The organism is Chryseobacterium sp. MYb264 (genome assembly GCF_035974275.1).
In the GTDB taxonomy this organism is placed as follows: Bacteria; Bacteroidota; Bacteroidia; order Flavobacteriales; family Weeksellaceae; genus Chryseobacterium.
Window position 1 is genome coordinate 957,746 of sequence record NZ_CP142422.1, and the last position, 25,531, is coordinate 983,276.

The window sequence follows — 25,531 nt, forward strand, 5'->3', positions numbered from 1 at the left end:
AGAACAAAAAAAACTTCTATTATAAGGTAAATCCAGTATATAATGAAGTAGGGCACGATATTTAGCCTAAAATCCTTCTGGAAAAGTGCAATGTATCCCATCGCAAAAAATTTAAAAACTACAAATCCAAGAAAAATAAATCCTATAATATTCTTTTTTTCTAAGGCAAAAACGATTAAAATCGTTAATAAACCGATGAACGTAATAAAAAACATCAGAAAATGAATTTTGAAATTAAGATTTAAAATCCCATTCTCCATTAACAGATATTGCGAAGCAAATAATACCGCGGACAACAATAAAAATAATCCCAGTCCTTTAAAAACAATTGTAGCCTTTTCCATTGGCTGCAAAACTACCAAAATTTATTAATATCCTTATATATATGGTAGGAAATAAAAAAGGGAAACCTTTTTAAGTTAAAAGTAGAAAGTAAAAAGAGCCAAGTGTGTGAGGTGATTGGAAGCGGGAGGATGGAAGATTGGGGTTACGCATAGTCAAAAAAACAAAACTTTCTCTTTTTCGTTGAGTTTTTGGCTTTCAGAAGATTTCTTATCTCAAACTAAGGTTATTTAATTTATCTTTGAGAGATGCACCTTCTATCCTATTTATGATGAAAATATTTTTACAATTAACTCTATTCTTAGTAAGCACCACGATGTGCTCTCAACAAAATATTACCAGTAAGCAAATCAATGAAAATCTCGATATTGAAGCATTTTCACAATCTTCTGAAGATAAAAATATATTGAAAGGAAATGTTTTTTCTGTAAAAAATTATACTTCTGACAGCAATCAGAAAAAATCAAAAGATGATAAGATACTTGAAGGAAAAACGTTGCACTTGGTAAATCACACTATTTACAGAAAGGATGGCAGAAGAAGTTTCCGAAAAGAAATTTCAGGAAGCAGTCTTTCAACTTCAACCTATTATTATAATGAATCTTCCGAAAATTTAGTTTTAAAAGAAGATGAATATGATAGCGAATATGGGAAATCTCAATATTCAAATTGGTTTTTCTACGATAAAAACCAAATCGTTTCTGAGGAAATTAGACTAGAAAAAAATGGAACAAAAACATCTTTAAGTAATTATACAAGGTACAAAATACAAGATTCTGCAAGTCAGAAAACAATAACCGTTTCTCAGATTGGTTCAGACAGTCTTTCGAGTCCTGACAAAATCTATATTTTCGATCAAAAAAATTTAACAAAGATAAATCCGCTTTACCAGTCTAAAGTTCAAAAATTATCCTTACTGAACGATGTTTATAAACTTTATGAAATTGAAAATTATGTTGTTGAAGGCAGAAAAGTTTATTTTAAATATGATAAAAAAGGTCATATGATATCAGAGATTTGGTACAATGAAAAAGGATTAGAAAATAAAACTGAATTCACTTATAATACTGATTATACAGAAACTATAGAATCTGATTATCATCTTTTGGGAACTGAAATCTCTTCAAAAAACTATAAAAAGTACGATCAATACGCTAATCTGACTTTTAGCCAAACCAAATATTATGATGGTTCAATAGGAAGTGTCGAGGAATTTGAATATCAATATGACAAAGAAGGAAACTGGATTGTAAAAAAGAAATTTTACAGCGAAGCAAATAAAGGAATTATCGGAAAGAAAAATCTGACTTCTATTGAAATCCGGGAAATTGAATATTACACAAAAGATCAGCAACAAAAGAATAATAAACTTCCGCAAATACCGGAAATCATTAATAAAATAAGAGAAACACTCCCTGAAATTACACAGGAAAAAGATTCTTATCTGAATGAGAAAAAACGTGCCATCGAAAATAATTCTTACGATTCGGAAATCACTGTAAAAGAATCTGATGATATTAAGAGTTTCACGCCAAAATATTGGGAATTAAAAGAAATTGCTTATGGAAATTTAGATGATGATGAAAACGACGAAGCTGCCGCAGTTTACGAAATGCCAAATACAGATCGTGAAGATGCAGAACAAGTACTTGCCATTTATAAAAAACAAGATGGAAAGTGGAAAATCATTTATCAGACTTCTGCCCCACTACTTTCGTCACAAAGCGGTGGAATGATGGGAAATCCCTTCAACGGAATTTCTATTGCTAAAAAATGCATCGTCATCAATCATTTTGGAGGAAGCAGAGATAAATGGGAATATACGCATCGTTATCGTTTTCAGCACAGCGATTGGTATCTCATCGGTGCATCGGCAAGTTTTGGTGCCCCGTGTGATAAGATGGTAAAATTCGACTATAATATTAGCACTGGCGATGCTACTTATCAGAAAACAGTTGAAAATTGCGACAATGGAGAGAAAAAAATACTACAATCTCAAAAACTAAATAAAAAAATAGCACCTCCTAAAATGAACGACGTGATTCCCGGAGATTCTACTTTTAAATTCCCGAATGTGAAAAATGAAATTTATTATTAATTCAAAACTTTTTAAATATCAATCATCTCAAGGTTATTAAAGAGAAAATTGTTACTTTTGCAAACCATATAATATATATAATAGTATGTTTAATAGTTTACAGGATAAATTAGACAAAGCACTTCATAATATTTCCGGGCGTGGAAAAATCACCGAGATCAACGTTGCGGAAACCGTAAAAGAAATTCGTAGAGCATTGGTAGACGCCGATGTTAACTATAAAGTTGCCAAAGATCTTACTAAAAGAGTTCAGGATAAAGCACTAGGACAAGACGTTCTTACATCGCTTACACCGGGACAGTTGATGACGAAAATCGTTCACGACGAATTGGTAGATTTAATGGGTGGTTCTCAGGAAGGAATCAACCTTTCAGGAAAACCTTCTGTGATTTTAATTGCAGGTCTTCAGGGTTCTGGTAAGACTACTTTCTCAGGAAAATTAGCAAATTATCTAAAGACAAAAAGAAATAAAAAACCTCTTTTGGTAGCATGTGACGTTTATCGTCCGGCTGCGATCGACCAGCTAAAAGTTTTGGGTGGGCAAATCGGGGTTCCCGTTTTCACAGAAGAAGGTTCTATGGATCCTTCAAGCATCTCTCAAAATGCAATTAATTTTGCTAAAGCTAATGGTCACGACGTAGTAATCGTAGATACCGCAGGTCGTTTAGCGATCGATGAGCAGATGATGAAGGAAATTAAAACCGTTCACTCTGTTATTGCGCCTAATGAAACTCTTTTCGTTGTAGATTCAATGACGGGACAGGATGCGGTGAATACTGCAAAAGCGTTCAACGATACATTGAATTTTGACGGGGTTGTTTTAACGAAATTAGACGGTGATACTCGTGGTGGAGCTGCTTTAACGATTCGTTCTGTGGTTGAAAAACCAATCAAATTCATCTCTACAGGTGAGAAAATGGAAGCTTTAGACCTTTTCTACCCTGAAAGAATGGCAGACAGAATCTTGGGAATGGGAGACGTTGTTTCCTTGGTAGAAAGAGCTCAGGAGCAGTTTGACGAAGAGGAAGCAAAAAAACTTCACAAGAAAATCGCTAAAAACGAGTTTGGTTTTGATGATTTCTTAAAACAAATCAATCAAATCAAAAAAATGGGGAATATGAAGGATTTGATGGGAATGATTCCTGGTGTTGGAAAAGCCATTAAAGATGTTGAAATCAGCGATGACGCATTCAAACACATTGAAGCGATCATCCATTCTATGACTCCGGACGAAAGAAGAAGACCTTCTATTATCAATACGCAAAGAAAAAACAGAATTGCTAAAGGTGCGGGAAGAAAAATTGAAGACGTAAACCAATTGATGAAGCAATTCGACCAGATGGGTAAAATGATGAAGATGATGCAAGGCCCTCAAGGTAAGCAAATGATGCAAATGATGAGCAAAATGCCAAATATGCCTGGAATGGGCGGAATGTTCGGCAAATAAGCAACCCAAACACAACACACCAAATAAACATTTTTAAAATATTACACTATGGAAACTTATGAAAAGCAAGGAAATTACGTTCCTCAACCTTACAAGTCTGAAAAGAAAATAACAGCGGGAATTTTGGGAATTCTACTAGGCGGATTTGGAGTGCATAAATTTTATTTAGGCTACACCAAAGCGGGTATTATTCAATTATTATTAAGCTTGTTATGTATTGGCGGACTTATCGGTTTAATTGAGGGAATTATTTACCTTACAAAATCTGATGAGGAATTTGACAGAACCTACGTTCAGAACCAAAAAGAATGGTTTTAAGCTAATTGAATTGTCATTTCAAAATAATAAAACCGACTCAAAAATGAGTCGGTTTTTTCGTTTTTAGCTTTAAAATAACCAGATTATTTATCAGATTTCTGAGCTTTAGCTTTGATGAAGTAAGAGAAACCTACGTTTACACCGAAGTTATTTCTTGTTGTTTTAACCTCTGTATTAAGAACGGTATTCTTAGTGTAGAACTGATCAAAACCAAGTCCTAAATTGATTCCTAAAGACGGTGTAGCCATATACGTTACACCAGCTTTAGCCTTCCACGTTAAACCATCATTTTTAGCATCTGCATTAAAAGCAGCCCCAGAAGAAAGACTGTATTTTTCTTTATAAGTAGCATACCCGATACCCGCTCCTACGAATGGGAAAAATTTACTTCCTGTATTGAAATAATACGTTGCAGTTGGCATTACAGAAAATGTAGTATTTGTTAATTTATCTCCGTCAAACTTGTTTGTATTGCTGTTGAATCCTAAATCAATTCCTACAGCCAAACCGTCGATTACGAAATATCCTACAGAAGGAGTAATAGAAAAGTTAGAGATTTTAGGCCCGTCGTTAGACTCTCCATTAGCTTTCACAGTAGAGCTTTGAGCGTTGAATCCTAACCCTGTGTTTCCGCTGATTACCCAGTCTCCTTTTGTCATTTGTGCATTTGACAATCCGAAAAGTGCCACAGCACCCGCTAATAATAATTTTTTCATAGTTTTAATAATTTAAAGTATTAATTTGTTTATATCTTATTGTTGATTATCTTTTTTATTGATCACATATTTTACCCCAAAGCTTACTGAAGAGAGATTCAACCCAAATTTTGAGTTATTCGCAGCTTTATCAAGATCTTTATACTTAAATCTGTCATATCCAAGCTCTCCTATTGTCGCTTCAACAGACCAATTTTTATTGATAAAATAATCCAATCCCGGCTTGATGTTTACCCCAACAGAAGCAAACTTATATTCCGCAGATTGTGTATCCTCATACACGCTACCCGACATAAAATCTGTAGTCTGAGCTTTTATTTCAGTCTCGGTCTTACCTACACGAACCGGAACTTCCAACTGTCCGAAGAAATACAATTTGTCAGATAAAGTCCAGTATTTCCTTACAAACGGAGCGATAACAAAACTTGGTTCTTTCGTTATAAATTCAACATTCATCGTATAGCTCCCTCCGTTAAAAGTTTGATTTGATATTCTTTTAGTATGCGAAAATCCCCAGCTTGCCCCTACCGCTAAATTAGGCGCTACAAAAACACCTACACTTGGTAAAATTTTAAATTCCTTCTTGCTATCGTTGGTATTTTTATCTTCGTTTTTAGAATAATTTACCTGTCCTGAAATATAAACAGCTCCTCTGTTGATCTGAGCATTTGATAACCCAAAAAGTGTAATAGCAACTGCTAATATTAGTTTTTTCATGAATTAGTTTTAAATATTTAAAGCTTAAAAATTTAGTATAAAAGCTTTCTTTTTATGTTGATTTTATTTATTGAGAACGTACTCTATCGCTTGGAATAGACGTCTACGGTATGGAAATATAGACTGTTTCACCATAGACCTGAGCATTCGAACGCCCGAAAAGTGTGATAACACCTGTAAGAAATGTTTTATTCATGGTTTAAGTTTAGTTTTTATATGGAGAAAAAGTCCCAAGAAAAATCTCAGGACTTTTAGCTTTTTCAGCTTATATGTTTTGTTTATTATTTAGCAAAAACATATTTAACACCGATTCCTACTGACGCTAAGTCAAGACCGAAGTTATAGTTGTTTATACTTTTAGCATCTTTATATTTGAAGTTGCTATATCCAAACTCTCCGATTGTAGCCTCGATAGTCCAGTTTTTGTTCAAGAAATAATCTAAACCTGGCTTAACAGCAACACCGAATGAGTTAAATTTATCTTTTGATGAAGTAGAAACGTTTGCTACAGTAGCTTCGTTTTTATCGCTTCCAAACTCCATAGGAACTGAAAGTTGTCCGAAGATGTATAATTTCTCACCTAAAGTCCAGTATTTTCTTACGAAAGGCTCAACAACAAAAGCTGATTTAGTAAATTTTGTATTTGTCACATCATTTTCTACTTTATTTGTAGACTGAGTGTAACCTACACCAACCCCAACTGCTAAGTTAGTACCAACGAAATAACCCACTGTAGGAACTAATGTTAGTTTGTCGATTTTTCTGTCTGTATTATTATCCTCGTTTGAAGAAAAATTTACAGTTCCAGACAAATATGTAGTTCCTTTAGCGATTTGAGCGTTTGATAAACCGAAAAGTGCAATAGCACCTGCTAATAATACTTTTTTCATTTTTAAAAAATTTTAATACTTTCTGAGGGCAAAATTACAGTGGTACCCGCTAATATTAAAATTTGTTAATGTGATTAATATCATTGATGAATATTGGTAATTTTCGATAATAAACCGTATTAATTAAAGCACTTTGATTTTTTCTCAATATTTTGAATGAAAAGACAACAATTTTTCAACTGTAGTTGAAAAACGTTTACTTTATTAAATCTTAATATAACGATAAATTCAAGTTAAAATCAAGGTTTTTGGCCTTTAAAATTAAGCTTAATATGTTAAAATTAATTCTTCTTAACATAAAATTTCATGCCAATTCAATAAAAAAAGCGGAACAAATCTTGTCCCGCCTTGTATTTTTAAGATTTTAATGCTCTTAGTTTCCTCCAAATTTGAAACCTACACCGATTTGTGCAAAGCTATTCGTTACTTTTCCATCTCCAGCATCTTTCGCAAGATTAGAAATACCATAATTGTATCTAGCATCGAAGATTAATCCGTTTTCCAGCCTATATTCTGCACCAATAAAAGGAGTAATATTCAATTTCTTATAAATACCTGATCATTCTCAATCCAGGAATGTTCAGGCCTCCGTCATATAGTTTTTGCTTTAGCAGAGAACAGCTATTCCAAAGTCAGCCGATCCTTTTTTGCTCAGAAAGACAAAAGCGAAGTTAACCCGTAATGGACTTCGCTTTATTTATTTTAAAAGGTATACTTTATTAACGCCCTAATCATTTCGCTGTCTCTTGTCTTCAGCGTTATAAGCCAGAATAATTTTCTTTACAACAGGGTGTCTTACCACATCTTCTTCTGTTAAATGCACAAAACCGATCTCCTTAACATCCTTCAGGATTCTCATTGCTTCTTTTAATCCGGATTGTTGCTTTGGCGGCAAATCTACCTGACTAGGATCCCCCGTAATAATAAATTTCGCATTCATACCCATTCTTGTTAAAAACATTTTCATCTGAGAATGCGTGGTATTTTGGGCTTCATCCAAAATTACAAAAGCATCATCCAGCGTCCTACCTCTCATAAAAGCCAATGGTGCCACCTCAATCACTTTTTTCTCGATAAAACCTTCCAGTTTTTCATGAGGAATCATATCACGAAGCGCATCATACAAAGGCTGTAAATAAGGATCCAATTTCTCCTTTAAATCACCCGGCAAAAACCCTAAACTCTCCCCCGCTTCCACTGCCGGTCTGGTTAGAACAATCCTTTTGACCGACTTATCCCGCAGGGCTTTTGCGGCCAAAGCCACACTGGTATATGTTTTTCCGGTTCCCGCAGGTCCTATGGCAAAAACCATATCTTTTTTCTCAGTTTCTTTTACTAATTTTTTAAGATTGGTGGTTTTAGCCTTAATAACTTTACCGTTTACCCCTTTTACGATAATATCCTGGTCAAAAACCAATTGTTTTTCGTTTTCGTCTTTCAGATTGAGAATATTTTCAACGTCTTTAAGATCAATCGAATTATTTTTTGAAATAAATTTTACGATATCATCCAGTTTTTGTTTAAATATATCTAAAGCCTCCTGATTACCCATCGCAAAGATATAATGATCTCTCCCTGTAATTTTAAGCGTCGGAAAGCTTGATTTTATCAAATTGAAATATTGGTTATTAACTCCATAGAAGATTTTCGCATCGATATCTTCCAAATCATATGTTAATTCAAACATGCAGTATTTTTATTTTTAGATTTTAAATTTAAAGCTTTTTTTGAAATTTATATCAAATTCTTTTCCATATTATTTCGGGCTTTCTTTTTATTTTAGATAAATTTGCAGTATTCGATTATTTCACTTCTATACATGTCAATAATAACCCTAACTTCAGATTTCGGAAATTTGGATTACAGAGTAGCCGCTCTGAAAGGCAGTATCCTGTCTCTAAACCAGAAGGTTAATATTGTTGATATTACTCACGATATTCAGGCTTTCAACCTTGTACAGACTTCGTACATTGTAAGAAATGCCTACAAACACTTTCCGAAAGGTACCATTCACATTCTTTCCGTTGACAGTTTTCAGCATAAATCACGGAAAAATATTGTCTATAAATCCGCCGGCCATTATTTTATCGCTGCAGATAACGGACTTTTAAGTTTAATTTTTTTTGATATTAAACCCGAAGCCATGTATGAAATCACCCTCAACAATAGGTTTGACGATGTCGTCAGCTTTACCTCGATGGATGTTTTTGTACCGGCAGCCGTACATTTGGCCAATGGAGGACTTCCTGAAGTTATCGGCAGGAAGATTGAGCATGCCAAGCAGCTTTTGTTTCCTAAACCCGTGTATAATGAATCCGAAAAAATGATTATTGGAGAGGTTACCTATATTGATAATTTCGGAAATATAATATCAAATATCGGTAAAGAATTTTTTGAAGGAATTGGAAAAGGATATGAAAATTTCAGGATAAAATTCAGAAATCTGGCGCTTTCAAAAGTGTTTTCCAGTCATACGGAAGTCGTTTCAGATTGGGATCGGGAAACTGAATTTCACGGACAGTCGGCAGCCATTTTCAATGACAGTCAGCTTTTAGAGTTAACGATCTATAAAGGAAGTAAAAAAAACGGAGCCAAGTCTCTGTTTGGAATGAATGTAGGAGAAAAAATTTACATTGAATTTTCCTAAAATTTAATATTTCATAAAAAAATCGATTTTTTTTATATATTTGTCAAAATCTAAAAATTAAAAATGGCAGAATACAAATTATTGCTTCCTTCCATGGGAGAAGGGGTTATGGAAGCGACAATTATCACTTGGTTGTTCAACGAAGGCGATAGTGTAAAGGAAGATGATTCCGTAGTAGAAATTGCAACAGATAAGGTAGATTCAGACGTTCCGACACCCGTTTCGGGGAAAATTGTAAAGATTTTAAAACAGAAGGACGAGGTTGCAAAAGTAGGTGAAGCCATTGCTATTTTAGAAATTGAAGGTGAAGGTGAAAATACGGTAAAAGCGGAAACTCCGGTGGCTGCACCAGATGCTGAAACCTTAAAAACCATCGAACAGCCGCTACAGGTTGCTGCTTCTACAGAGTTTTCGGGAGATCTTTATCTCTCTCCTCTTGTAAAATCAATCGCACAACAGGAAAATATTTCTGAAACTGAACTTAAATCTATCAAAGGAAGCGGTTTAGAAGGAAGAATTACCAAAGAAGATATTTTAGCTTACGTAAGCAACAGAGGAAACCAGCCTGCTCCACAGGTGGGGGCTACGGTAGCTTCTCAACCCGTTGCAACTTCAGCTCCGGCGGCTACCATTACTGCTGCTGCAGGTGATGAGATCATTCCGATGGACAGAATGAGAAAGATCATCGCTGAAAACATGGTGAAAGCCAAACAAATTGCTCCTCACGTTACTTCTTTCATTGAAACAGACGTAACCAACGTTGTAAAATGGAGAGCTAAAAACAAAGATATGTTTGAAAAGCGTGAAGGTGAAAAACTGACGTTCATGCCTATCTTCGTAAAAGCGATCGTAAAAGCAATTCAGGATTTCCCAATGATCAATGTTTCTATCAGCGGAGATAATATTATTAAAAAGAAAAATATCAATATCGGTATGGCAACCGCCTTACCAGACGGTAATTTAATTGTTCCTGTTATTAAAAATGCAGATCAGTTATCACTTTCAGGTCTTGCAAAAGCCATCAATGATTTAGCTTACAGAGCGAGAAATAAGAAATTAAGACCTGAAGATACTCAGGGAGCGACCTATACGATCTCTAACGTAGGAAGCTTTGGAAACCTAATGGGAACCCCTATTATTCCTCAGCCTCAGGTAGCCATTATGGCAATCGGAGCCATCGTAAAAAAACCGGCTGTTCTTGAAACGAAAGATGGAGATGTGATTGCAATTCGTCAGTTGATGTTCATGTCTCACTCCTATGACCACAGAGTGGTAGACGGATCTCTTGGCGGAATGATGCTGAAGCATGTTCACGATTACCTTGAAAACTGGGATCTGAACACCGAAATATAAGTAATGAATAATTGGTAATGAGTAATTTTCACTTGCTGCTGATTGATTATAAATGATTAATGATAAGCGATAAATGATACAACTATCATGTTGAGCTTCTCGAAATCTGCAAAATAAAACCTTCGAATTTTTTCGGAGGTTTTTTATTTGATAAGAGTGAAAAAATTTATATCTATTCCGGCAGGCGATGTAATATAATATGATCATCAACTATCTTACAATAAAATAACAACCAATAGCCTCAAAACATGAAACACATTCATCTGACCGCTTTCACTTTAAATATATCGGCAATCGCTTTTTCGCAGCAAAACAATCAGTTTAAATTGATTGACAACTATGCTAAAGAAGCTATTAAAGCCAATCAGATTCCCGGTCTGGCCATTGGTGTGATAAAAGACGGGAAAGTGATTTTTGAGCAATATTACGAAACAGAAAATCTGGAAGATGCTAAAAAAGTGAGCGCAAATTCAATGTTTAGAATCGGCAGGGATGATTGCTGAAATAGAGGATTTGATGAAAAATAATTAAAGCTTTGTTGGTTGATAACAAAGACGTAACGTTTTTTAATATTAAAATTGTTCTAAGGCACAAAGCACTTCGACAGGCTCACTGTGACATTTCTAATACTAAATTTTTATTACAAAAAATATGCAGTTTTAAATTTTATCGAAGATAAAATCTTTGTGCCTTAAAATACGTTCAACACGAATTCAATCTTGCGCCTTCGCGATTAACCAACAACATTTAAACAATTCTATAAAATCAATCTCAACAAAAGTTGGGATTTTTTTATTTGCAAATTTTAATTAAATAATTTTATCTTTAGAACAAAACTGATCAATGTTTAAAGTTGAATTTTAAACTAATTATAAATCAGTTTAATGAATGATACATCAGAACACAGATTAGAAGATTGATAATTTAACCGTATTTTTGCCCCTCAAAATTAGCAAATGTTGAAAATTTTCACCCTCATCCGACGAAGTCTTAAAAAATCCTTCGACAACATCCGCAACGAACAACTGAAACTGAATATGCTTCAGGCAATCCCTTTTTGGATAGGCTCAGTCATTACCGGCTTTATTGCCGTGATGTATGCTCAGTTATTTGCGTGGGGGGAAAACTTGCTTCATTTTATACTGAATTGGCATGCCTGGATGATCTTCATTATTGCCCCGATTGGCTTTGTACTTTCGTGGTGGCTGGTGAAAGAATTTGCACCCAACGCCAAAGGAAGCGGAATTCCTCAGGTAATGGCAGCTGTAGAATTGGCAAATCCGAAGGAGCATAGAAAAATCCGAAGTTTATTAAGCTTAAAAATCATTGTCTTAAAAATCATTTCTTCCGTTGTTTTAGTTATTGGCGGTGGCGCGGTGGGTCGTGAAGGCCCGACCATTCAGATTGCGGGTTCTGTTTTCAGAAAAGTAAACGAATACCTTCCGGAATGGTGGCCGAAAATATCAAAGAAAAACATGATTATGACGGGCGCGGCAGCCGGATTGGCAGCAGCATTTAACACTCCTCTGGGCGGAATTGTTTTTGCCGTTGAAGAGCTTTCAAAGACCCACATCAATTATTTTAAAACAGCTTTATTTACCGCAGTTATCATCGCAGGGCTAACAGCTCAGACGTTGGCAGGCTCCTATTTATATTTAGGATACCCCAAAACACATGATGTCTCTCTCATGGTCATGTTTCCTATTATTTTAGTTGCGGGCATCGCAGGTATCTTGGCCAGCCAGCTTTCTGTAACCATGTTAAAAATGAACGACTGGAAAAAAAGAAAATTAAAAACGGACAGAGCCAATGTTTTATTTCTGGTAGCTTGTGCTTTAATCATAGCTTCTATTGCTTATTTTATCAATCAGGAAATTCTGGGCTCCGGAAAGGAAATTATGGAACGGGTGCTCTTCACAAAAAATAAACATGAAGAATGGTATGTCCCTATTTTAAGAATGCTGGGTCCTGCCCTATCCTTTACCTCCGGAGGGGCAGGCGGAATTTTTGCACCGGCTTTAACGGCCGGAGCAAGCATTGGATCTGTAATTTCAGGAGCAATTCATTTAACTCCCAACGAAACAAATGTGGTGGTGCTGGCGGGAATGGTGGCCTTTTTAACAGGCATTACCCGTGCGCCATTTACCTCTGCGATCATTGTGCTGGAAATGACGGACAGGCATTCTTTAATCTTTCATTTAATGCTTGGAGGCATGGTTTCTTCCATTGCTTCGATTCTGGTAAGCAGACATTCTCTGTATGATATCATTAAAGTGAATTTTCTGACAGAAATAAGAGAGGAAAAAGATAAATAAAGGACACGATTTTTATTTTAAGGTGATTCGTAGGATTCTGATATGCAACGACTCTCAATCTGAGAACGGCAACCCGTACAAATATTGTCCGATCTATTGCATATTACAAATAAATTCTCTACTTTTGCACCTCGAAATAATTAACAAATTTTTTAACATTATGAACAATTACGAAACTGTTTTCATTTTAACTCCCGTTCTATCTGAAGCTCAGGTGGAGGAAGCAGTGAACAAGTATGTAGATCTTATCAAAGAAAAGAACTGCGAAATCGTTGCTAAAGAAAACTGGGGATTAAAAAAATTAGCGTACCCAATCCAATTGAAAAAGAATGGGTTCTATACTTTAATCGAATTTAAAGGTGAAGGTTCTGTAGTTGCTGATTTAGAATTAGCATTCAAACGTGACGAGAGAGTAATCCGTTACCTTACTACAAAACTAGACAAGCATGCTGTAGAGTACGCTGTAACAAGAAGAGCTAAAGTAAAAGCAGCTAAAGCTTAATTAATTAACCCAATTTTTAAAAAAGACAAGACATGGCAATAGATGATATGGCTAAACAAGCCTCAGCTGGAGGAGAATCAGAAGTAAAATTCCTTACTCCACTTGATATCAATACAAAATCTGAAAAGAAATATTGTAGATTCAAAAAATTCGGAATTAAGCACGTTGATTACAAAGATGCTGATTTCTTATTACAGTTCGTAAACGAGCAAGGTAAAATCTTACCAAGAAGATACACTGGAACTTCTTTAAAATACCAAAGAAAAGTTTCTGCTGCGATCAAAAGAGCAAGACACCTTTCTTTACTACCTTACGTAGCTGACTTATTGAAATAAGACAAAATAAATAAAAGAAGAGCGCAATCTCTTCTTTTGTTGCTGAATAAATAATTAATTCTAACTTAATTTAGATTGATAGATTTCAGATTTTAGATTTCAGACTTAATGTCTAATATCTAGCATCTAATATCTAACATCTAGATCCTAAAAAAGGACAACAACATGAAAATTATCCTAAAACAAGACGTAGAAAACTTAGGTCTTGAATTCGATACCGTAAATGTAAAAAACGGTTATGCCAGAAACTTCCTAATCCCTCAAGGATTCGCACTTTTAGCTACTCCTAAGAACATTGCAGCTCTTGAAGCTACTTTGGAGGCTAGAAAAGAAGAAGAAGCTAAATTAATCGCTGCTGCTAACGCTGTCGTTGATCAATTGAAGAAAACTTCTATTACTATCCCTGCAAAAGTAGGATCTGGTGATAAATTATTCGGATCTATCAACAATGCAGATCTTTCTGCTGCTCTTGCTAAAGCTGGAGTTTCTGTAGAGAAGAAATATATCAGAATCCCTGGGAACACTATCAAGAGAACTGGTAAAGTAACTGCTAACATCAGATTACACAGAAACGTTGAGTACAACTTCGAATTCGATATCGTATCTGACGCTCCAGTTGAAGCTCCTAAACCAGCTGCTCCTAAAGCTAAAGTTGAAGAAACTCCTTCTACTGAAGAAGCTTAATCAAAAAGAGATTTTTCTCAAATATACAGAACCACTTCTTTTGAAGTGGTTTTTTTATGTAATTGCGAGGAGCCAAGTGACGAAGCAATCTCTATCTTTATAATCTTTTAGGGATCCGTATTAAAACTTGGAGAGTAAACAGAAAGTTTGTCACCCCCGTAGGGATCTTAGAAAATAGGGCTAGAACAATTCTTACTTTTCTCTTTAACGCTATCGATCGCTAAAGCTTTACCTCTCATTTTGAATATTTCCTTTCGCAACGGCGTTTTACTCAGCAAATGATAGCCCTGCTGTATGCTTTTATTATTTGAACACAAAGTTCTCAAAAGTTATTTACTACTACTCGTTTTAAGGCTCACCAAGCCGTTCTATTGATAAAAGATCGAGAAGGTTAAGCAATAAAAATCAACAGCAGAATCTGTGAAAATCCGTGTATTCTGTGGGAAATAAAAAGTATTTTTGCATTCGTGGCGATAATATGCAGCCCTCAATTTTATCTTTGATAAAATCCTTGCGCCTTAAAAACATAAAGTATTAAAAATATCTTTGCGGCTTCGCAAAAAACCAACAGAGGAAGCAATGGTTCGATCTGTGCCAAATAAAATATTGGTGCATTCGTGGCAAAAGGAAAATATCTAAACAATTTCTCTCCAAATTGATCATTTTTAGAAGCTATTTCCCGCTTTCCATTACAATCTTTTTTTTCAAAAAAGGATTTTCATTGCAATCGGGGCTAGAATTTCAGTCATTAAATCAAATGACAGCCAAATATTTTGCTCGATTGAAGATCATATTTTTGTCATAATTTTTGAAGATCCTCAAACACAAAAACTCTCCCACTCTCAAACTTAATCGCCTCTCAGCTTTTGCAGATACTCCGTCGGCGGAATTCCGATTACCTTCTTAAAAATATTACTGAAGGACGATAAGCTGTTATACCCTACCATCATTGAAATTTCGTACATATTATACTTATCTTCGAGCATAAGCTCCAATGAACGGGTAATGCGTAATGCACGCAGGAAACGAACGTAATTCATGCCCAGAATCTCTTTAAACTTTCTAGATAGAGTTCTTGTACTCATTCCGAATTCTTTCGCGGTAGATTCTATCGTTAAGGGTTTTTCAAGGTTCGCATGAATATACTTCGCAATTTTCAGCAGCGTTTCATCCTGCGGAAAAGGATGCTGAACAGGAAATGCCATTTTTTTTTCTCTTTTTTGTGGCAAAATACCTTTTAATGCTTTAAGGAAATAGTATTTATTTACATCTTTCTTTGTGATTTTACCATCCCAACCTTTTGTGTGTAAAATCATTTCCCTTAACAGGTGACTTACCGAATAAATATTAATTTCATCAAAAAAGCCATCTTCAGTTTCTTCTTTTTTGAAATAAAAATTAAAAAGATCAACACTGTGGCTGGTGGAAAAAATATAGTGCGGAGTACCTGCCGGAATCCACATAAAACATCTCGCCGGAAGATACCAGTGTTTCTGATCCGTAAAAATATGTACAATACCGCCTTCTGCGTACACCATCTGTGCAGAACTGTGATGATGGATCTCTGTTTTTATCCCTCCTGAGAGAACATTATACACATAAAATTCGGCGTCATCTTCTTCGACGGCTCCAAAATGACTGTTATTCATGAAATAAAGGTAAGAAGAAAATTTTCAATTTGGCGTAAATGATAAAATCTTTTTCTGTTTTCACAAATCAAGGGCAGGCGTATGCATTGTAAATTTGCAGTATCAAAATCATTCCTTCAAAAAATCTTTAATTTAATTATGAATATGATATTTAACGCATGCAGATATCAGTGCATGGCGTTGTGCTTATTACTGATAAGCTATAATGTACAATCACAAGTGATCGATTTCCAGCATCTTGCTTTACAGGAAGCTATAGAGATTGGCTTAAAGAATAACAAGAATATTAAAATAAGCCATTTAAAAAACGAAATGTCCGAGACCAAAGAGAAGGATCTTAAGATGGAAAAACTACCGGACATTGAATTTCACACAAGCTATAATCAGGTGACCAATCTTTTCCAGCATGAAGGAGGCGTTTTTTCAAAAGCGACAAAATACAATATCATCAACGGGATGTATGATTTTACGCTTTCTGCTTCCATTCCGGTGTATATGGGTGGAAAAATCAAAAATACAGAGAAAAAAGCGGCTATTGACACCGAAATTTCTTCATTAAAAACCCATTTGGACGAAAGACAGCTGAAAATGGAAATTATTACAGCTTTCCTTCAGATCCATCATTTAAAAGAGCAACAAAGCCTTATTAATGATAAAATGAAAGAAGATTCTGTGAACATCAGACAGGTAAAATCATTGAAAGCAAACGGCGTGGTGACCGTGAATGAAGTGCTGAGAACCTCTTTACAACTTTCTAATCACAAAATGAGCTGGACGGAGCTGGACAACGATATTCAGATTGCAGAACATAAATTGAAAACGATCCTTTCTCTTCCCGAAACTCAGGAAATGCACGTAGACACTGAAGATTTGATTTCAGAAAATACAGAAATCCCTTATGTGGATGAACTCACGGAAACTGCTTTACATAAAAATGAATCAGTCGAAATGGCGAGTAAAAATCTTTCGCTTAAACAGTTGGATCAAAAAATTACAAAAGCGAATTATTTACCGAAAATTACCGCAGGTGGAGAATATTTTTTAAAGTATCCGAATATGATGTTCTTTCCTCCCGAGCCTTACGCTTATCGCTTAGGAATGTTGGGAGTCAACCTTACCTACCCTATCGAAAGTTTGTATAAAAATAAATACAAAATGCAGGAATCAAGGGAAAATATAAGCCTCGCCAAACTTCAGATTGAAGAAAATGAGGAAAATATAAGACATAAGGTATATGAAGCGTATAAAAAATTCGAAGAGACCGATCAAAAGGTAAAAATTTCAGAAGAAGCGATTACTCAGGCAAAAGAAAACTACAGAATTGTAAGAACGAAATATGCCAACAAACTAAGCTTAATCACCGAACTGATCGATGCCGACAACGCTTATCTTGAAGCACAGTCGAACCTTATTTCCGTAAAAATCAACAGACAACTTAAATATTATCAACTCCAATACACGATTGGAAACTTATAAAAACTATGGCACAGAAGCAATTAACACGAAAAGAAAAAAGAATTAACAAAACGATTACTTTACTGGCGTGGATCCTTATTATCAGTGGGATTACAGGGATGGTGAGCTTTTATCTTTTTTCGAGAAAAAACGTGACCACCAACGATGCGCAGATCGAACAATATATCACCCCTGTTTCAAGCAAAGTTTCGGGTTTCATTAAAATCATTAAGTTTAACGAAAATCAGTTTGTTCATAAAGGGGATACTTTGATTGTGATTGATAATCGTGAATTCGTTAATCAGGTGAAAATGGCAGAAGCTAATCTTCATGCCAATTCAGAAAATATCAGCACCATTGAAAGCGGTGTGAGCACGAAAGCAAGTGACACGAAAATCATTGACGCTAAAATAGCCTCGGCAAAGATCGATATCTGGAGAACGGAACAGGATTTTAAGAGATACAGAAACCTCGTAGACGAAGATGCGGCAACCGAGCAGCAATTTGAAAATGTAAAAGCTTCTTATGAACAGGCAAAAGCGAACCTTTTAGCACTTGACCAGCAAAAAAATGCCGTGAGAGCCAGTGTTAATGAGCAGGAAACGAAAGTGGCTCCCGTAAAAAGTCAGATTCAGCAAAGCTCTGCCAGTCTGAATAATGCTAAACTTTTCCTTTCTTACACCGTGGTTACTGCACCTTACGATGGATGGGTGGGTAAAAAGACCATTCAGGAAGGGCAATTAATCAAAGAAGGTCAGGCTTTGGTGCAAATTGTAAGCAAAGAAAAATGGATCATCGCGAATTATAAAGAAACGCAGTTGGGACAGATTGACCAAAATAAAGAAGTTATCATTACTGCGGATGCCTATCCTGATGTTGAATTCAAAGGAAAAATACTTTCGGTGTCTCCGGCTTCAGGTTCGCAGTTTTCATTGGTAAAACCGGATAATGCAACAGGAAATTTCGTAAAAATCGAACAACGATTTCCAGTGAAAATTATTCTCGATAAAAATCAGAATAACGAAAAACTACTTTCCGGAATGAATGTTCTGGTGAGTGCGAAGAAGATATAGAGTTTGAGGGTTTTAGGGTTTTAGAGTTTTAGAGTTTTAGAGTTTTAGAGTTTTAGAGTTTTAGAGTTTTAGAGTTTTAGAGTTTTAGAGTTTTAGAGTTTTAGCAAAAATAATAGATACGACAATCTTTCACATGATCTCATCTTCAAATTTTAAAATTAAATTATTTTTTTAGCGAAAGGGCAAAACGCAAATTGCAAATCTGCGAATTTTTTCTTGAGCATATTTGTTATTTACCTTTTACTTTTTTTTACACCCTGCTTTTTGTCTTTTCGCTTTTTTTATTCATAATAATTTAGTTTAAACTTAAAAAAATGATGTCCGAAAATTCCTGTTTAATAATGAATAGTTGAGGGAGAGTACACAGCCCTAGCCCCGATTGCAACGGCATCCTTTTTTGTTGCGGGCGGAGCGAAGCGGAGCCCATAACAAAAAAGATATAGTGGAAAGCGGGAAAAAGCTCCTAAAAAAGTTTTAAAAAATTCAATATAAAAACACATTAGGTAATCTTCACGGATTCACCTTTTAAAGAAAATCATGCAACACAATACAGTTTATCATCAATGGGTACCACAATGGCTGAAACTGCCGCTTCTGATTTTGGCGCTGTTTCCCCACCTGATGTTGTTGTCGCTTTTGCACTCCAATAGCGCCTTCACATCTTCTTTTATGGATGTAGATTCAGACGACATCCAATACTTAATGATTTTGATGTACGGGACATTTGTGGTTACCCTTTTAGTTATACAGCGGTTTATGGCGTATTTCAGCGTAAAATATTATACGTTGCTCATGTCTTCCGTTTCTATTCTTATCCTTTACGGGCTTTCAGTAACGAGCGATTACCATATTATTCTGGTGATCCGCTTTCTGGAAGGGGTTTTCGGAGTAATGGAAGGTGCCATTTTCCTGCCGCTGATTGTCGCCGAGCTCAAAACGAGACATGCCAAGGAGATCGCCTACACTTTTATGTATACGATTATACTTACAGGCGGAACCTTGACGACCTCACTCATGAAATCCAGCATTGAAGATTATGACTTTAAGCATATGATCCTTATGATGGTTTATTTCCATGTTTTTGTGTTGATTATTGCTTTTGCGATCTTCAATAAAAACAGATTTTTTCCTAAAAAACCTTTGTATCAGTTAGATATTACAAGTTGGTTCCTACTTTGGGGATGCCTGCAAGCGGGTGGCTATGCTTTAATTTACGGGAAAAGATTAATGTGGTTTGAATCTGATATTATCATTCTTTGCTTTCTCATTTTTTTGCTATTCGGAGGATTATTTATGTTAAAACAGAGAAATCAGCCGCGTCCTTTCTTTCATTTTGAAGTATTCAGTTCAAAAAATCTGATTGCCGGAGTGATTCTGTTTTTTATCTTTTACATTCTCCGAGCTTCTGTCAATAATGTGTACAGCATCATGGCAACGGTCTGGAAATGGCCGTGGGACTATATTGTAGAAATCCAGTATTGGAATGTGGCAGGAAGTCTTTTGGGTGTGTTTGCATCGGCTTTATGTATTACGAAAGGCGCTTCATCACGTTTGGTTTTCTTTACAGGATTTATGATTCTTGCGATTGATTGTGCGTGGTTTACCTATACTTTTTATCCCGATACGACCCTGCCAACGATTTGTCCGCCACTTTTTCTTCAGGGTGTAGGTCAGGGACTTCTTTTCACGCCTTTGGTTTTCTTTTTAATTGCCGGAATGCCCGAAAAATACGTTTCTAACGCAACCGCGGTGGGAACGGCAACAAGGTTCTGGACAACTGCCATTGGATATGCGTTGATGCAGAATTTGATGTTATTTTTAACATTAAAACATTCCGATTCGCTGAGTTCAGACTTTACAGATACCAATCCTCTGTTTTATTCCCAGTGGAATCAGGTTTTTGGAGCTCAGATTGCTAAACTTCCTGTTAATGAATCCATATCGATGACGGCAGGAGCTTTTAAGGCTAAAATTAACGCCCAGGCCATTCTGCTTTCCAATATGGAAATATTCACAGGATTGTTTTGGCTTGCTTTAATCACTGCATTTGTGATTTTATTGTATCATCCGGTGAAAATTGCGGTGAGGAATATAATGTGATTTTTAAATTTATCGGATTTACTTGCAACTATTGATGCTTTTATAAAAGTTGCTAAACTTAAAGATATTTCGGCACTATAAGATAGAAATCCCCATCGTAAATTACGATGGGGATTCTTATTATCTAATCACGGATTGTAAATCCGTGATATTGGGGAACTTGCAGAAAAGTCTCAAGTGAGTAATAAAAGCCTTTCTCGCTATGAGTTGGGAAGCAGTATTCCCCTCGCTACCGCACGATTGCATCGTGTGGTTTAATAACCAAAATCTTTTTAAATATTTAGCAAAACTTATGAAATATACCCCCAGGATTCTAGAACTTATAATGAGGACTCATCATTATATTTTTATAAAGATAAAAACTTTTAAAAAATTATTGGATAATAAAAATGCCACACGAAAGGATTCGTGCGGCAGCGGGGGAGTTATTTGTATAACAGTAGATTATATTTGATTATATCATCTTTTAATTTATTATATAGAATATTTTCATATTTATTACTAATAAAACATTTTGTGTTCACAGGATATTCTTTTGATTTTATAACTTCATTTTGCTTTATTTGATATCCCAAAAGATCACCATCTAACTCCATGCATTTATCCATCTCATAATTATCATTTAAATTGATACTAGAGATATCCACTGGTTTTTCAACCAATTCTTCCTTTTTATCTAAGATCTTGTTTTTAGAAGTGAGAGTATAAATAATAACCTTATCATTTGAATAAGACCATACAATCTTTCGATTTATGTAAGTAGAGGTTATATAAAAAACATTGCCATTATTCATGTACAAATCACTGATAATATCTTTCTTTTTGCTTATAGCACATGATGTTATCATAAAAAATAATGTCAATAACAATAGAAATTTCATTCTATAATTTGAACTATTTGCCCAAAACCTTTTTAAATGTTGCATATGGTATTGTTAATATTGATTTCTGTCTATTATAAAAAGTAACTTTTTGATCTCTAGCTCCAACCACAAAAGTGTTACCTCTAAATCCTCTTGACATTAATGTGCCTTGAAAAGCTTTATCTGATGGAGAAGGCGTAGATGCCCCTAGTTGTAAATCTCCAACTTTTTTATCAGGATGAACATGCCACCAATATTCTAAATTCGAAGCGTTTAAAGGAATGTTTTGAGATCCATTAATTTTAAATGGTGATATCGTAGCTCTAGCCCCAATCGTTTCACCATCATCATTTTTTATTTCTTCAGCTCCAGCTCCAGCATCCCATCTAGTTGCATTAGTATCTTTTTTATTTGCATGCCCTCCATGTTCAAGCTTTTCTGAAACAGTATCATTTACAGAATCTACAATATCACCTGCAACTCCATCTGTTGGAAGTTTAATGACTTTTTCATTTTCTGCAAGAGATCCTGTATAATTCTCTCCTTTTTTGGTAGCTTTTTTGACCTCACTCTCTACCTTTCCTTGTACAATGTAAGCTTTGTTATCTGTTTTTCCGTCATCACCAATTTTTTCACCTTTTTTATTATAAATAGGATCATCAAATTCCATAGACATTCTTCCATCCGGATCAATAAACCTAATAGGATTATTAAATGCATAATTATAAGGACTATGACGAGTCATTTGTTCCGCGAACGGATCCACTACTCCCCATCTCCCTAAATCTGGCATATAGAACCTTGCTCCATAATCGTACATTCCCGTCTCCCGTTGCAGCTCCTTCCCATTATAGCGATAAGTATAGCTCAACATTCCTGATGAAAAACTTGATCTTATATGCATTAATCCAAAAGGATAATAGTTACTTTCATCAAGAACTTCTATGCCGCTGCCATTGTTAAGATAGCTCATTCTCACATTTCCTAAATGATCGGTATAGTTGTAAATATACTTATTTTTTACAAAATCGAAATACCCTTCAGAATTAGGAACAAACTGAAGCACATATCCGGAATCACTTCCCTGCTGTGCGGTATTGGACTTATTGTATTTTCGTTCATATTGAAAGCCATCCAAATACTCTACATAGGTTAAATCGGCAGTGTAAGGATTGACAAAACTAACGGTCTTCTCCAATTTTACTCCATCTGATCGATATTTATGAGTGATCATATTTCCCTCAAAACTGCCCAAGCCTTTTCTTTGAAGCATATTGATGCTGGATGGTAAATTTAAATAGTTGTAGACAATTTCATTTATCATTTTATCTTTATGAACCTTGATATTCCCATTATCATCATACTCAATTTGATTTGGGGTGGCTAAATAAGGATACCCGAGAGAATTTTGTGAAATATCTTTTACAGAAATCAAACGGTTTCCAACATAGCTGTAATCAAGGTTATCAATCAGCATAGCAACTCCATTGGTCGTATGTTTTGTATTCCTATTCAAATGGACGATGTTTCCATTGAGATCATATTGCGGGGCCTCACTATAAAATTCATTCACTGGCGTTGCTGCCAATGGTTCAATATAAGCTCCGTAAATAAGTCGGTTAAGCCCATCATATTGATAAGAATAATTTTTTAGAACTCCATCGCTTGCCGCTTTCCAGTTCACTTGCGATATATTTCCGTTAAACCTGGCGAATGAATATCCTGCAATAGGATCAGGGTCTGCATATTTTATTTCGTACCCAAACAATTTCCCGTTCAGATTCTTAGGATCATTAATCCTGGTCATCCATCCCCGGATATTATAGGCGTAATCAATACTTTGAAGCGGCGAGGCAGCATTCGTTCCGCCCACTTTCTTATTTTCAAGCTGCGAAAGCTCGTTGTATTTATTTTGGGCTAAAATCTCCTCAGGCTGGCTATCCACCTTGTGTTTATGAACCAATAAACGATTCTGATGGTCATACTCAAAACTTTCGATAATTAACTTTTCCGCATCGGTGGCCAGTCTTTTATGCTGAGTAGAAACAATCTGTATATTCCCCGAAAAATCAAGCTGTCTTTCTACATTGGTATATCCTCCCAGGTGATTAAAAATGTATTCCCTGATAGGCCGTCCTTTCAGGTCATAGTAGAAATAGGTTTTTGTCCAGCCGTCATCCTCAATATTTTTCACCAGTTTAATCACCGGGAGACCTTTCGTGCTTCTGTCATATTGCTGAGGGCTGGAGGGTAAAACATCCTGATTCCATACTTTCGACGGAAAAGGGTCGCCTGTAAAATAAGCATCATAATAATTAACCGTCAAAATAGTAAAATTAGACTGATTGGGATAGGCACCACTTTTAGTGTAATACACATCTATTCCGTTACTGTTCCAGCTTGCAGATGTTCTTGACTCGTTCGCAGAGCCAAAGCTTTCAACAGCCGCGACATGCTGAATTCTTCCTGAAGCACTATATGATATTCCCGTATAAACAGGTCTTGAAAACTGATCATATTTGGTAAAAAGCCATTGATTTTTTTCTCTTAAATTGGCATCCTGTGTTAAGACCAACCGATCCTGTTTATCATACACCATATACTCCCAGCCTTTACCGGGAAGCTTCTTTTCTACCAAACGGTTTCTGCCATCGTATTTATATTGGTAGCAAAGGTTATTGAGGGTAGCTTCATCAGTAGCTCCTGAAACAGCCGCTAGAGGTGAAATTACATACGCCAGCTGGTTATAGTCATTGTACACATAATACGTGTCGACATTTTCAGTTCCATTTATTTTTCTTACCAGTAAAGTCTGTCCCTGACCGTTTTTAAACTCAATCGTTTTGTTTCCATCTTCATCCGTCACCGTGTTTTTGTACAACTGTGCAGCACCATAAGATCCTGACAAAGTAATGCTTGAAGTAAAAGTTGTATAATTAAAGGTGGCCACATATTTTTTCACTTCTCCGGCAGTATTTGCTTCATAGCTTAATTTCACGGGCTTATTATTCCAGTCATTTCCGACGGCTCTCTGCTCAAGAAGCCTGTCCAATGGAGAGTCTTCCAGCGTTTTCTCCGAGAAGATCTTTTCTCCTCCATACGCTGAAACGGCATTTCCCAACGGATTGGGGACAATAGCACCATTCAGGGTATTTCCCTGAGGAATGGGAAGATAATCTTTCACCTGCCTGCCAAAACCATCATACTCAATAGGCGTCACAACATCTCTGCCCAATGGAGAAGCTTTGACGTTTACCACCTGCTTGGGTCTTCCCAAACCGTCAAAATACTGAACCGTTTCTGATGTTTTTGTAGCTGTTGTTCCGTTATAATCCAGATAGGTTTTGGTGTATACGTAATTTTCTGTGGTACTCAGCTGGGCTTCGGCAAAGCCTGAAAGCAGCAAAGCACCTATGGGGATTAAGAATTTTTTCATCGAATATTAGTTTTTATAGTTGTATTTGAATTCTTTTAATAATTTACCGGTCTGGTTCTGTTCTCTGATTTCCATTAAACGGTTCGCAGAATCATATACATAGACTTCACGGACTCCCGATGGAGGGGTGATGCTGCGGACACCAATTAAAGGATCGTAGGTGTACGTCGTGATTTGAGTGTCAATTAACCTTAAACTTTTACGAAGTGTATCTAGTTTGCTGATTAAATCTGCTTCTGTAATTTCTGGCTGAAGATTATAGGCTGATGGATTGGCATCTTTCTCAGAAGCCAAAACAATATCTGAAACCAAAGACGGAACCACTGTCATGAGCTGAGTATAAGTAATCCCATTAATTTTAGCTACGGGCTGAGTACTGTTGTACCCCCAGATAATAGATACCGGAATCCCATCTTTTGTCGTGTACTGCTGTAAATTACCCTTAGAATCCTTTAGATGATATCGTTGATTTTCTATGTTTAACCTTTGCGGTCTTTTATAGGTAGAACGGTTTGGTGAGACTTAAAACGAGTAGTAGTAAATAACCTTTGAGGACTTTGTGTTCAAATAATAAAAGCATACAGCAGGGCT

22 protein-coding genes are annotated in these 25,531 nt (G+C 35.7%); 13 read left to right on the forward strand and 9 right to left on the reverse strand.

Annotation, left to right across the window (positions count from 1 at the left end; all coding sequences use genetic code 11):
- Positions 1-610: 610 nt before the first annotated feature.
- The 3 genes from VUJ46_RS04200 (at position 611) to VUJ46_RS04210 (ending at position 4,205) form a co-directional block, all read left to right on the forward strand.
- Positions 611-2,440: a hypothetical protein gene (locus tag VUJ46_RS04200; protein ID WP_326983751.1), complete on the forward strand. Its 1,830-nt coding sequence runs from the start codon at positions 611-613 to the stop codon at positions 2,438-2,440.
- Positions 2,441-2,525: 85 nt separating this feature from the next.
- Positions 2,526-3,887 (forward strand): signal recognition particle protein, encoded by a 1,362-nt coding sequence (ffh, locus tag VUJ46_RS04205; protein ID WP_326983752.1) that lies wholly within the window; start codon positions 2,526-2,528, stop codon positions 3,885-3,887.
- A gap of 48 nt (positions 3,888-3,935) precedes the next feature.
- Positions 3,936-4,205: a TM2 domain-containing protein gene (locus VUJ46_RS04210; RefSeq protein WP_326983753.1), complete on the forward strand. Its 270-nt coding sequence runs from the start codon at positions 3,936-3,938 to the stop codon at positions 4,203-4,205.
- Between the two features lie 83 nt (positions 4,206-4,288).
- Here the strand turns inward: VUJ46_RS04210 and VUJ46_RS04215 are convergent, their stop codons facing one another.
- The 5 genes from VUJ46_RS04215 to VUJ46_RS04235 all read right to left on the reverse strand — a co-directional run bounded on the left by VUJ46_RS04215 (position 4,289) and on the right by VUJ46_RS04235 (position 8,215).
- Entirely contained in the window at positions 4,289-4,921 is a 633-nt protein-coding gene (locus VUJ46_RS04215; RefSeq protein ID WP_326983754.1) for an OmpW family outer membrane protein, read from the reverse strand.
- Positions 4,922-4,957: 36 nt separating this feature from the next.
- The gene (locus VUJ46_RS04220; RefSeq protein WP_326983755.1) at positions 4,958-5,638 is read right to left on the reverse strand and encodes an outer membrane beta-barrel protein; all 681 of its coding nucleotides are present in this window, start codon (positions 5,636-5,638) and stop codon (positions 4,958-4,960) included.
- A gap of 281 nt (positions 5,639-5,919) precedes the next feature.
- On the reverse strand, positions 5,920-6,528 hold the full coding sequence (locus tag VUJ46_RS04225) for an outer membrane protein (protein WP_326983756.1): 609 nt from the start codon (positions 6,526-6,528) through the stop codon (positions 5,920-5,922).
- Positions 6,529-6,901: 373 nt separating this feature from the next.
- A complete protein-coding gene (locus tag VUJ46_RS04230) occupies positions 6,902-7,069 on the reverse strand; it encodes a hypothetical protein (protein ID WP_326983757.1) in 168 nt (55 codons plus the stop codon).
- 186 nt (positions 7,070-7,255) lie between these two features.
- Positions 7,256-8,215: a PhoH family protein gene (locus VUJ46_RS04235; RefSeq protein WP_326983758.1), complete on the reverse strand. Its 960-nt coding sequence runs from the start codon at positions 8,213-8,215 to the stop codon at positions 7,256-7,258.
- 132 nt (positions 8,216-8,347) lie between these two features.
- Here VUJ46_RS04235 and VUJ46_RS04240 point away from each other — a divergent pair, with 132 nt between their 5' ends.
- The 7 genes from VUJ46_RS04240 to rplI all read left to right on the forward strand — a co-directional run bounded on the left by VUJ46_RS04240 (position 8,348) and on the right by rplI (position 14,364).
- Positions 8,348-9,175 carry an SAM hydrolase/SAM-dependent halogenase family protein gene (locus tag VUJ46_RS04240; protein WP_326983759.1) on the forward strand — a complete coding sequence of 276 codons (828 nt, stop codon included), beginning with the start codon at positions 8,348-8,350 and terminating at the stop codon, positions 9,173-9,175.
- Between the two features lie 63 nt (positions 9,176-9,238).
- Positions 9,239-10,528, forward strand: a complete 1,290-nt coding sequence (locus VUJ46_RS04245; RefSeq protein WP_326983760.1) for a dihydrolipoamide acetyltransferase family protein — start codon at positions 9,239-9,241, stop codon at positions 10,526-10,528.
- 248 nt (positions 10,529-10,776) lie between these two features.
- Positions 10,777-11,031: a serine hydrolase domain-containing protein gene (locus VUJ46_RS04250; RefSeq protein WP_326983761.1), complete on the forward strand. Its 255-nt coding sequence runs from the start codon at positions 10,777-10,779 to the stop codon at positions 11,029-11,031.
- A 453-nt stretch (positions 11,032-11,484) separates the two neighbouring features.
- The gene (locus VUJ46_RS04255; RefSeq protein ID WP_326983762.1) at positions 11,485-12,843 is read left to right on the forward strand and encodes a chloride channel protein; all 1,359 of its coding nucleotides are present in this window, start codon (positions 11,485-11,487) and stop codon (positions 12,841-12,843) included.
- Between the two features lie 160 nt (positions 12,844-13,003).
- Positions 13,004-13,345 (forward strand): 30S ribosomal protein S6, encoded by a 342-nt coding sequence (gene rpsF, locus VUJ46_RS04260; protein WP_267402893.1) that lies wholly within the window; start codon positions 13,004-13,006, stop codon positions 13,343-13,345.
- Between the two features lie 32 nt (positions 13,346-13,377).
- The gene (gene rpsR / locus VUJ46_RS04265; RefSeq protein ID WP_027385529.1) at positions 13,378-13,680 is read left to right on the forward strand and encodes a 30S ribosomal protein S18; all 303 of its coding nucleotides are present in this window, start codon (positions 13,378-13,380) and stop codon (positions 13,678-13,680) included.
- A gap of 165 nt (positions 13,681-13,845) precedes the next feature.
- The gene (gene rplI, locus VUJ46_RS04270) at positions 13,846-14,364 is read left to right on the forward strand and encodes a 50S ribosomal protein L9 (protein ID WP_326983763.1); all 519 of its coding nucleotides are present in this window, start codon (positions 13,846-13,848) and stop codon (positions 14,362-14,364) included.
- 848 nt (positions 14,365-15,212) lie between these two features.
- Here the strand turns inward: rplI and VUJ46_RS04275 are convergent.
- Positions 15,213-16,013 carry an AraC family transcriptional regulator gene (locus VUJ46_RS04275; protein WP_326983764.1) on the reverse strand — a complete coding sequence of 267 codons (801 nt, stop codon included), beginning with the start codon at positions 16,011-16,013 and terminating at the stop codon, positions 15,213-15,215.
- 138 nt (positions 16,014-16,151) lie between these two features.
- On the opposite strand from VUJ46_RS04275, the gene VUJ46_RS04280 reads away from it, so the two are divergent.
- The 3 genes from VUJ46_RS04280 (at position 16,152) to VUJ46_RS04290 (ending at position 20,641) form a co-directional block, all read left to right on the forward strand.
- Complete coding sequence (locus tag VUJ46_RS04280) at positions 16,152-17,489, forward strand: TolC family protein (RefSeq protein ID WP_326983765.1); 1,338 nt, start codon at positions 16,152-16,154, stop codon at positions 17,487-17,489.
- A gap of 5 nt (positions 17,490-17,494) precedes the next feature.
- Positions 17,495-18,541, forward strand: a complete 1,047-nt coding sequence (locus VUJ46_RS04285; protein WP_326983766.1) for an HlyD family secretion protein — start codon at positions 17,495-17,497, stop codon at positions 18,539-18,541.
- 537 nt (positions 18,542-19,078) lie between these two features.
- Positions 19,079-20,641, forward strand: a complete 1,563-nt coding sequence (locus VUJ46_RS04290; protein WP_326983767.1) for a hypothetical protein — start codon at positions 19,079-19,081, stop codon at positions 20,639-20,641.
- 425 nt (positions 20,642-21,066) lie between these two features.
- Here VUJ46_RS04290 and VUJ46_RS04295 read toward each other — a convergent pair whose 3' ends face one another.
- Genes VUJ46_RS04295 through VUJ46_RS04305 form a run of 3 tightly spaced genes read right to left on the reverse strand, consistent with a single transcriptional unit; the run spans position 21,067 to position 25,270 of the window.
- Positions 21,067-21,522: a hypothetical protein gene (locus tag VUJ46_RS04295; protein ID WP_326983768.1), complete on the reverse strand. Its 456-nt coding sequence runs from the start codon at positions 21,520-21,522 to the stop codon at positions 21,067-21,069.
- A 13-nt stretch (positions 21,523-21,535) separates the two neighbouring features.
- A complete protein-coding gene (locus tag VUJ46_RS04300; protein ID WP_326983769.1) occupies positions 21,536-24,940 on the reverse strand; it encodes a DUF6443 domain-containing protein in 3,405 nt (1,134 codons plus the stop codon).
- Positions 24,941-24,946: 6 nt separating this feature from the next.
- On the reverse strand, positions 24,947-25,270 hold the full coding sequence (locus VUJ46_RS04305) for a hypothetical protein (protein ID WP_326983770.1): 324 nt from the start codon (positions 25,268-25,270) through the stop codon (positions 24,947-24,949).
- Positions 25,271-25,531: the final 261 nt, after the last annotated feature.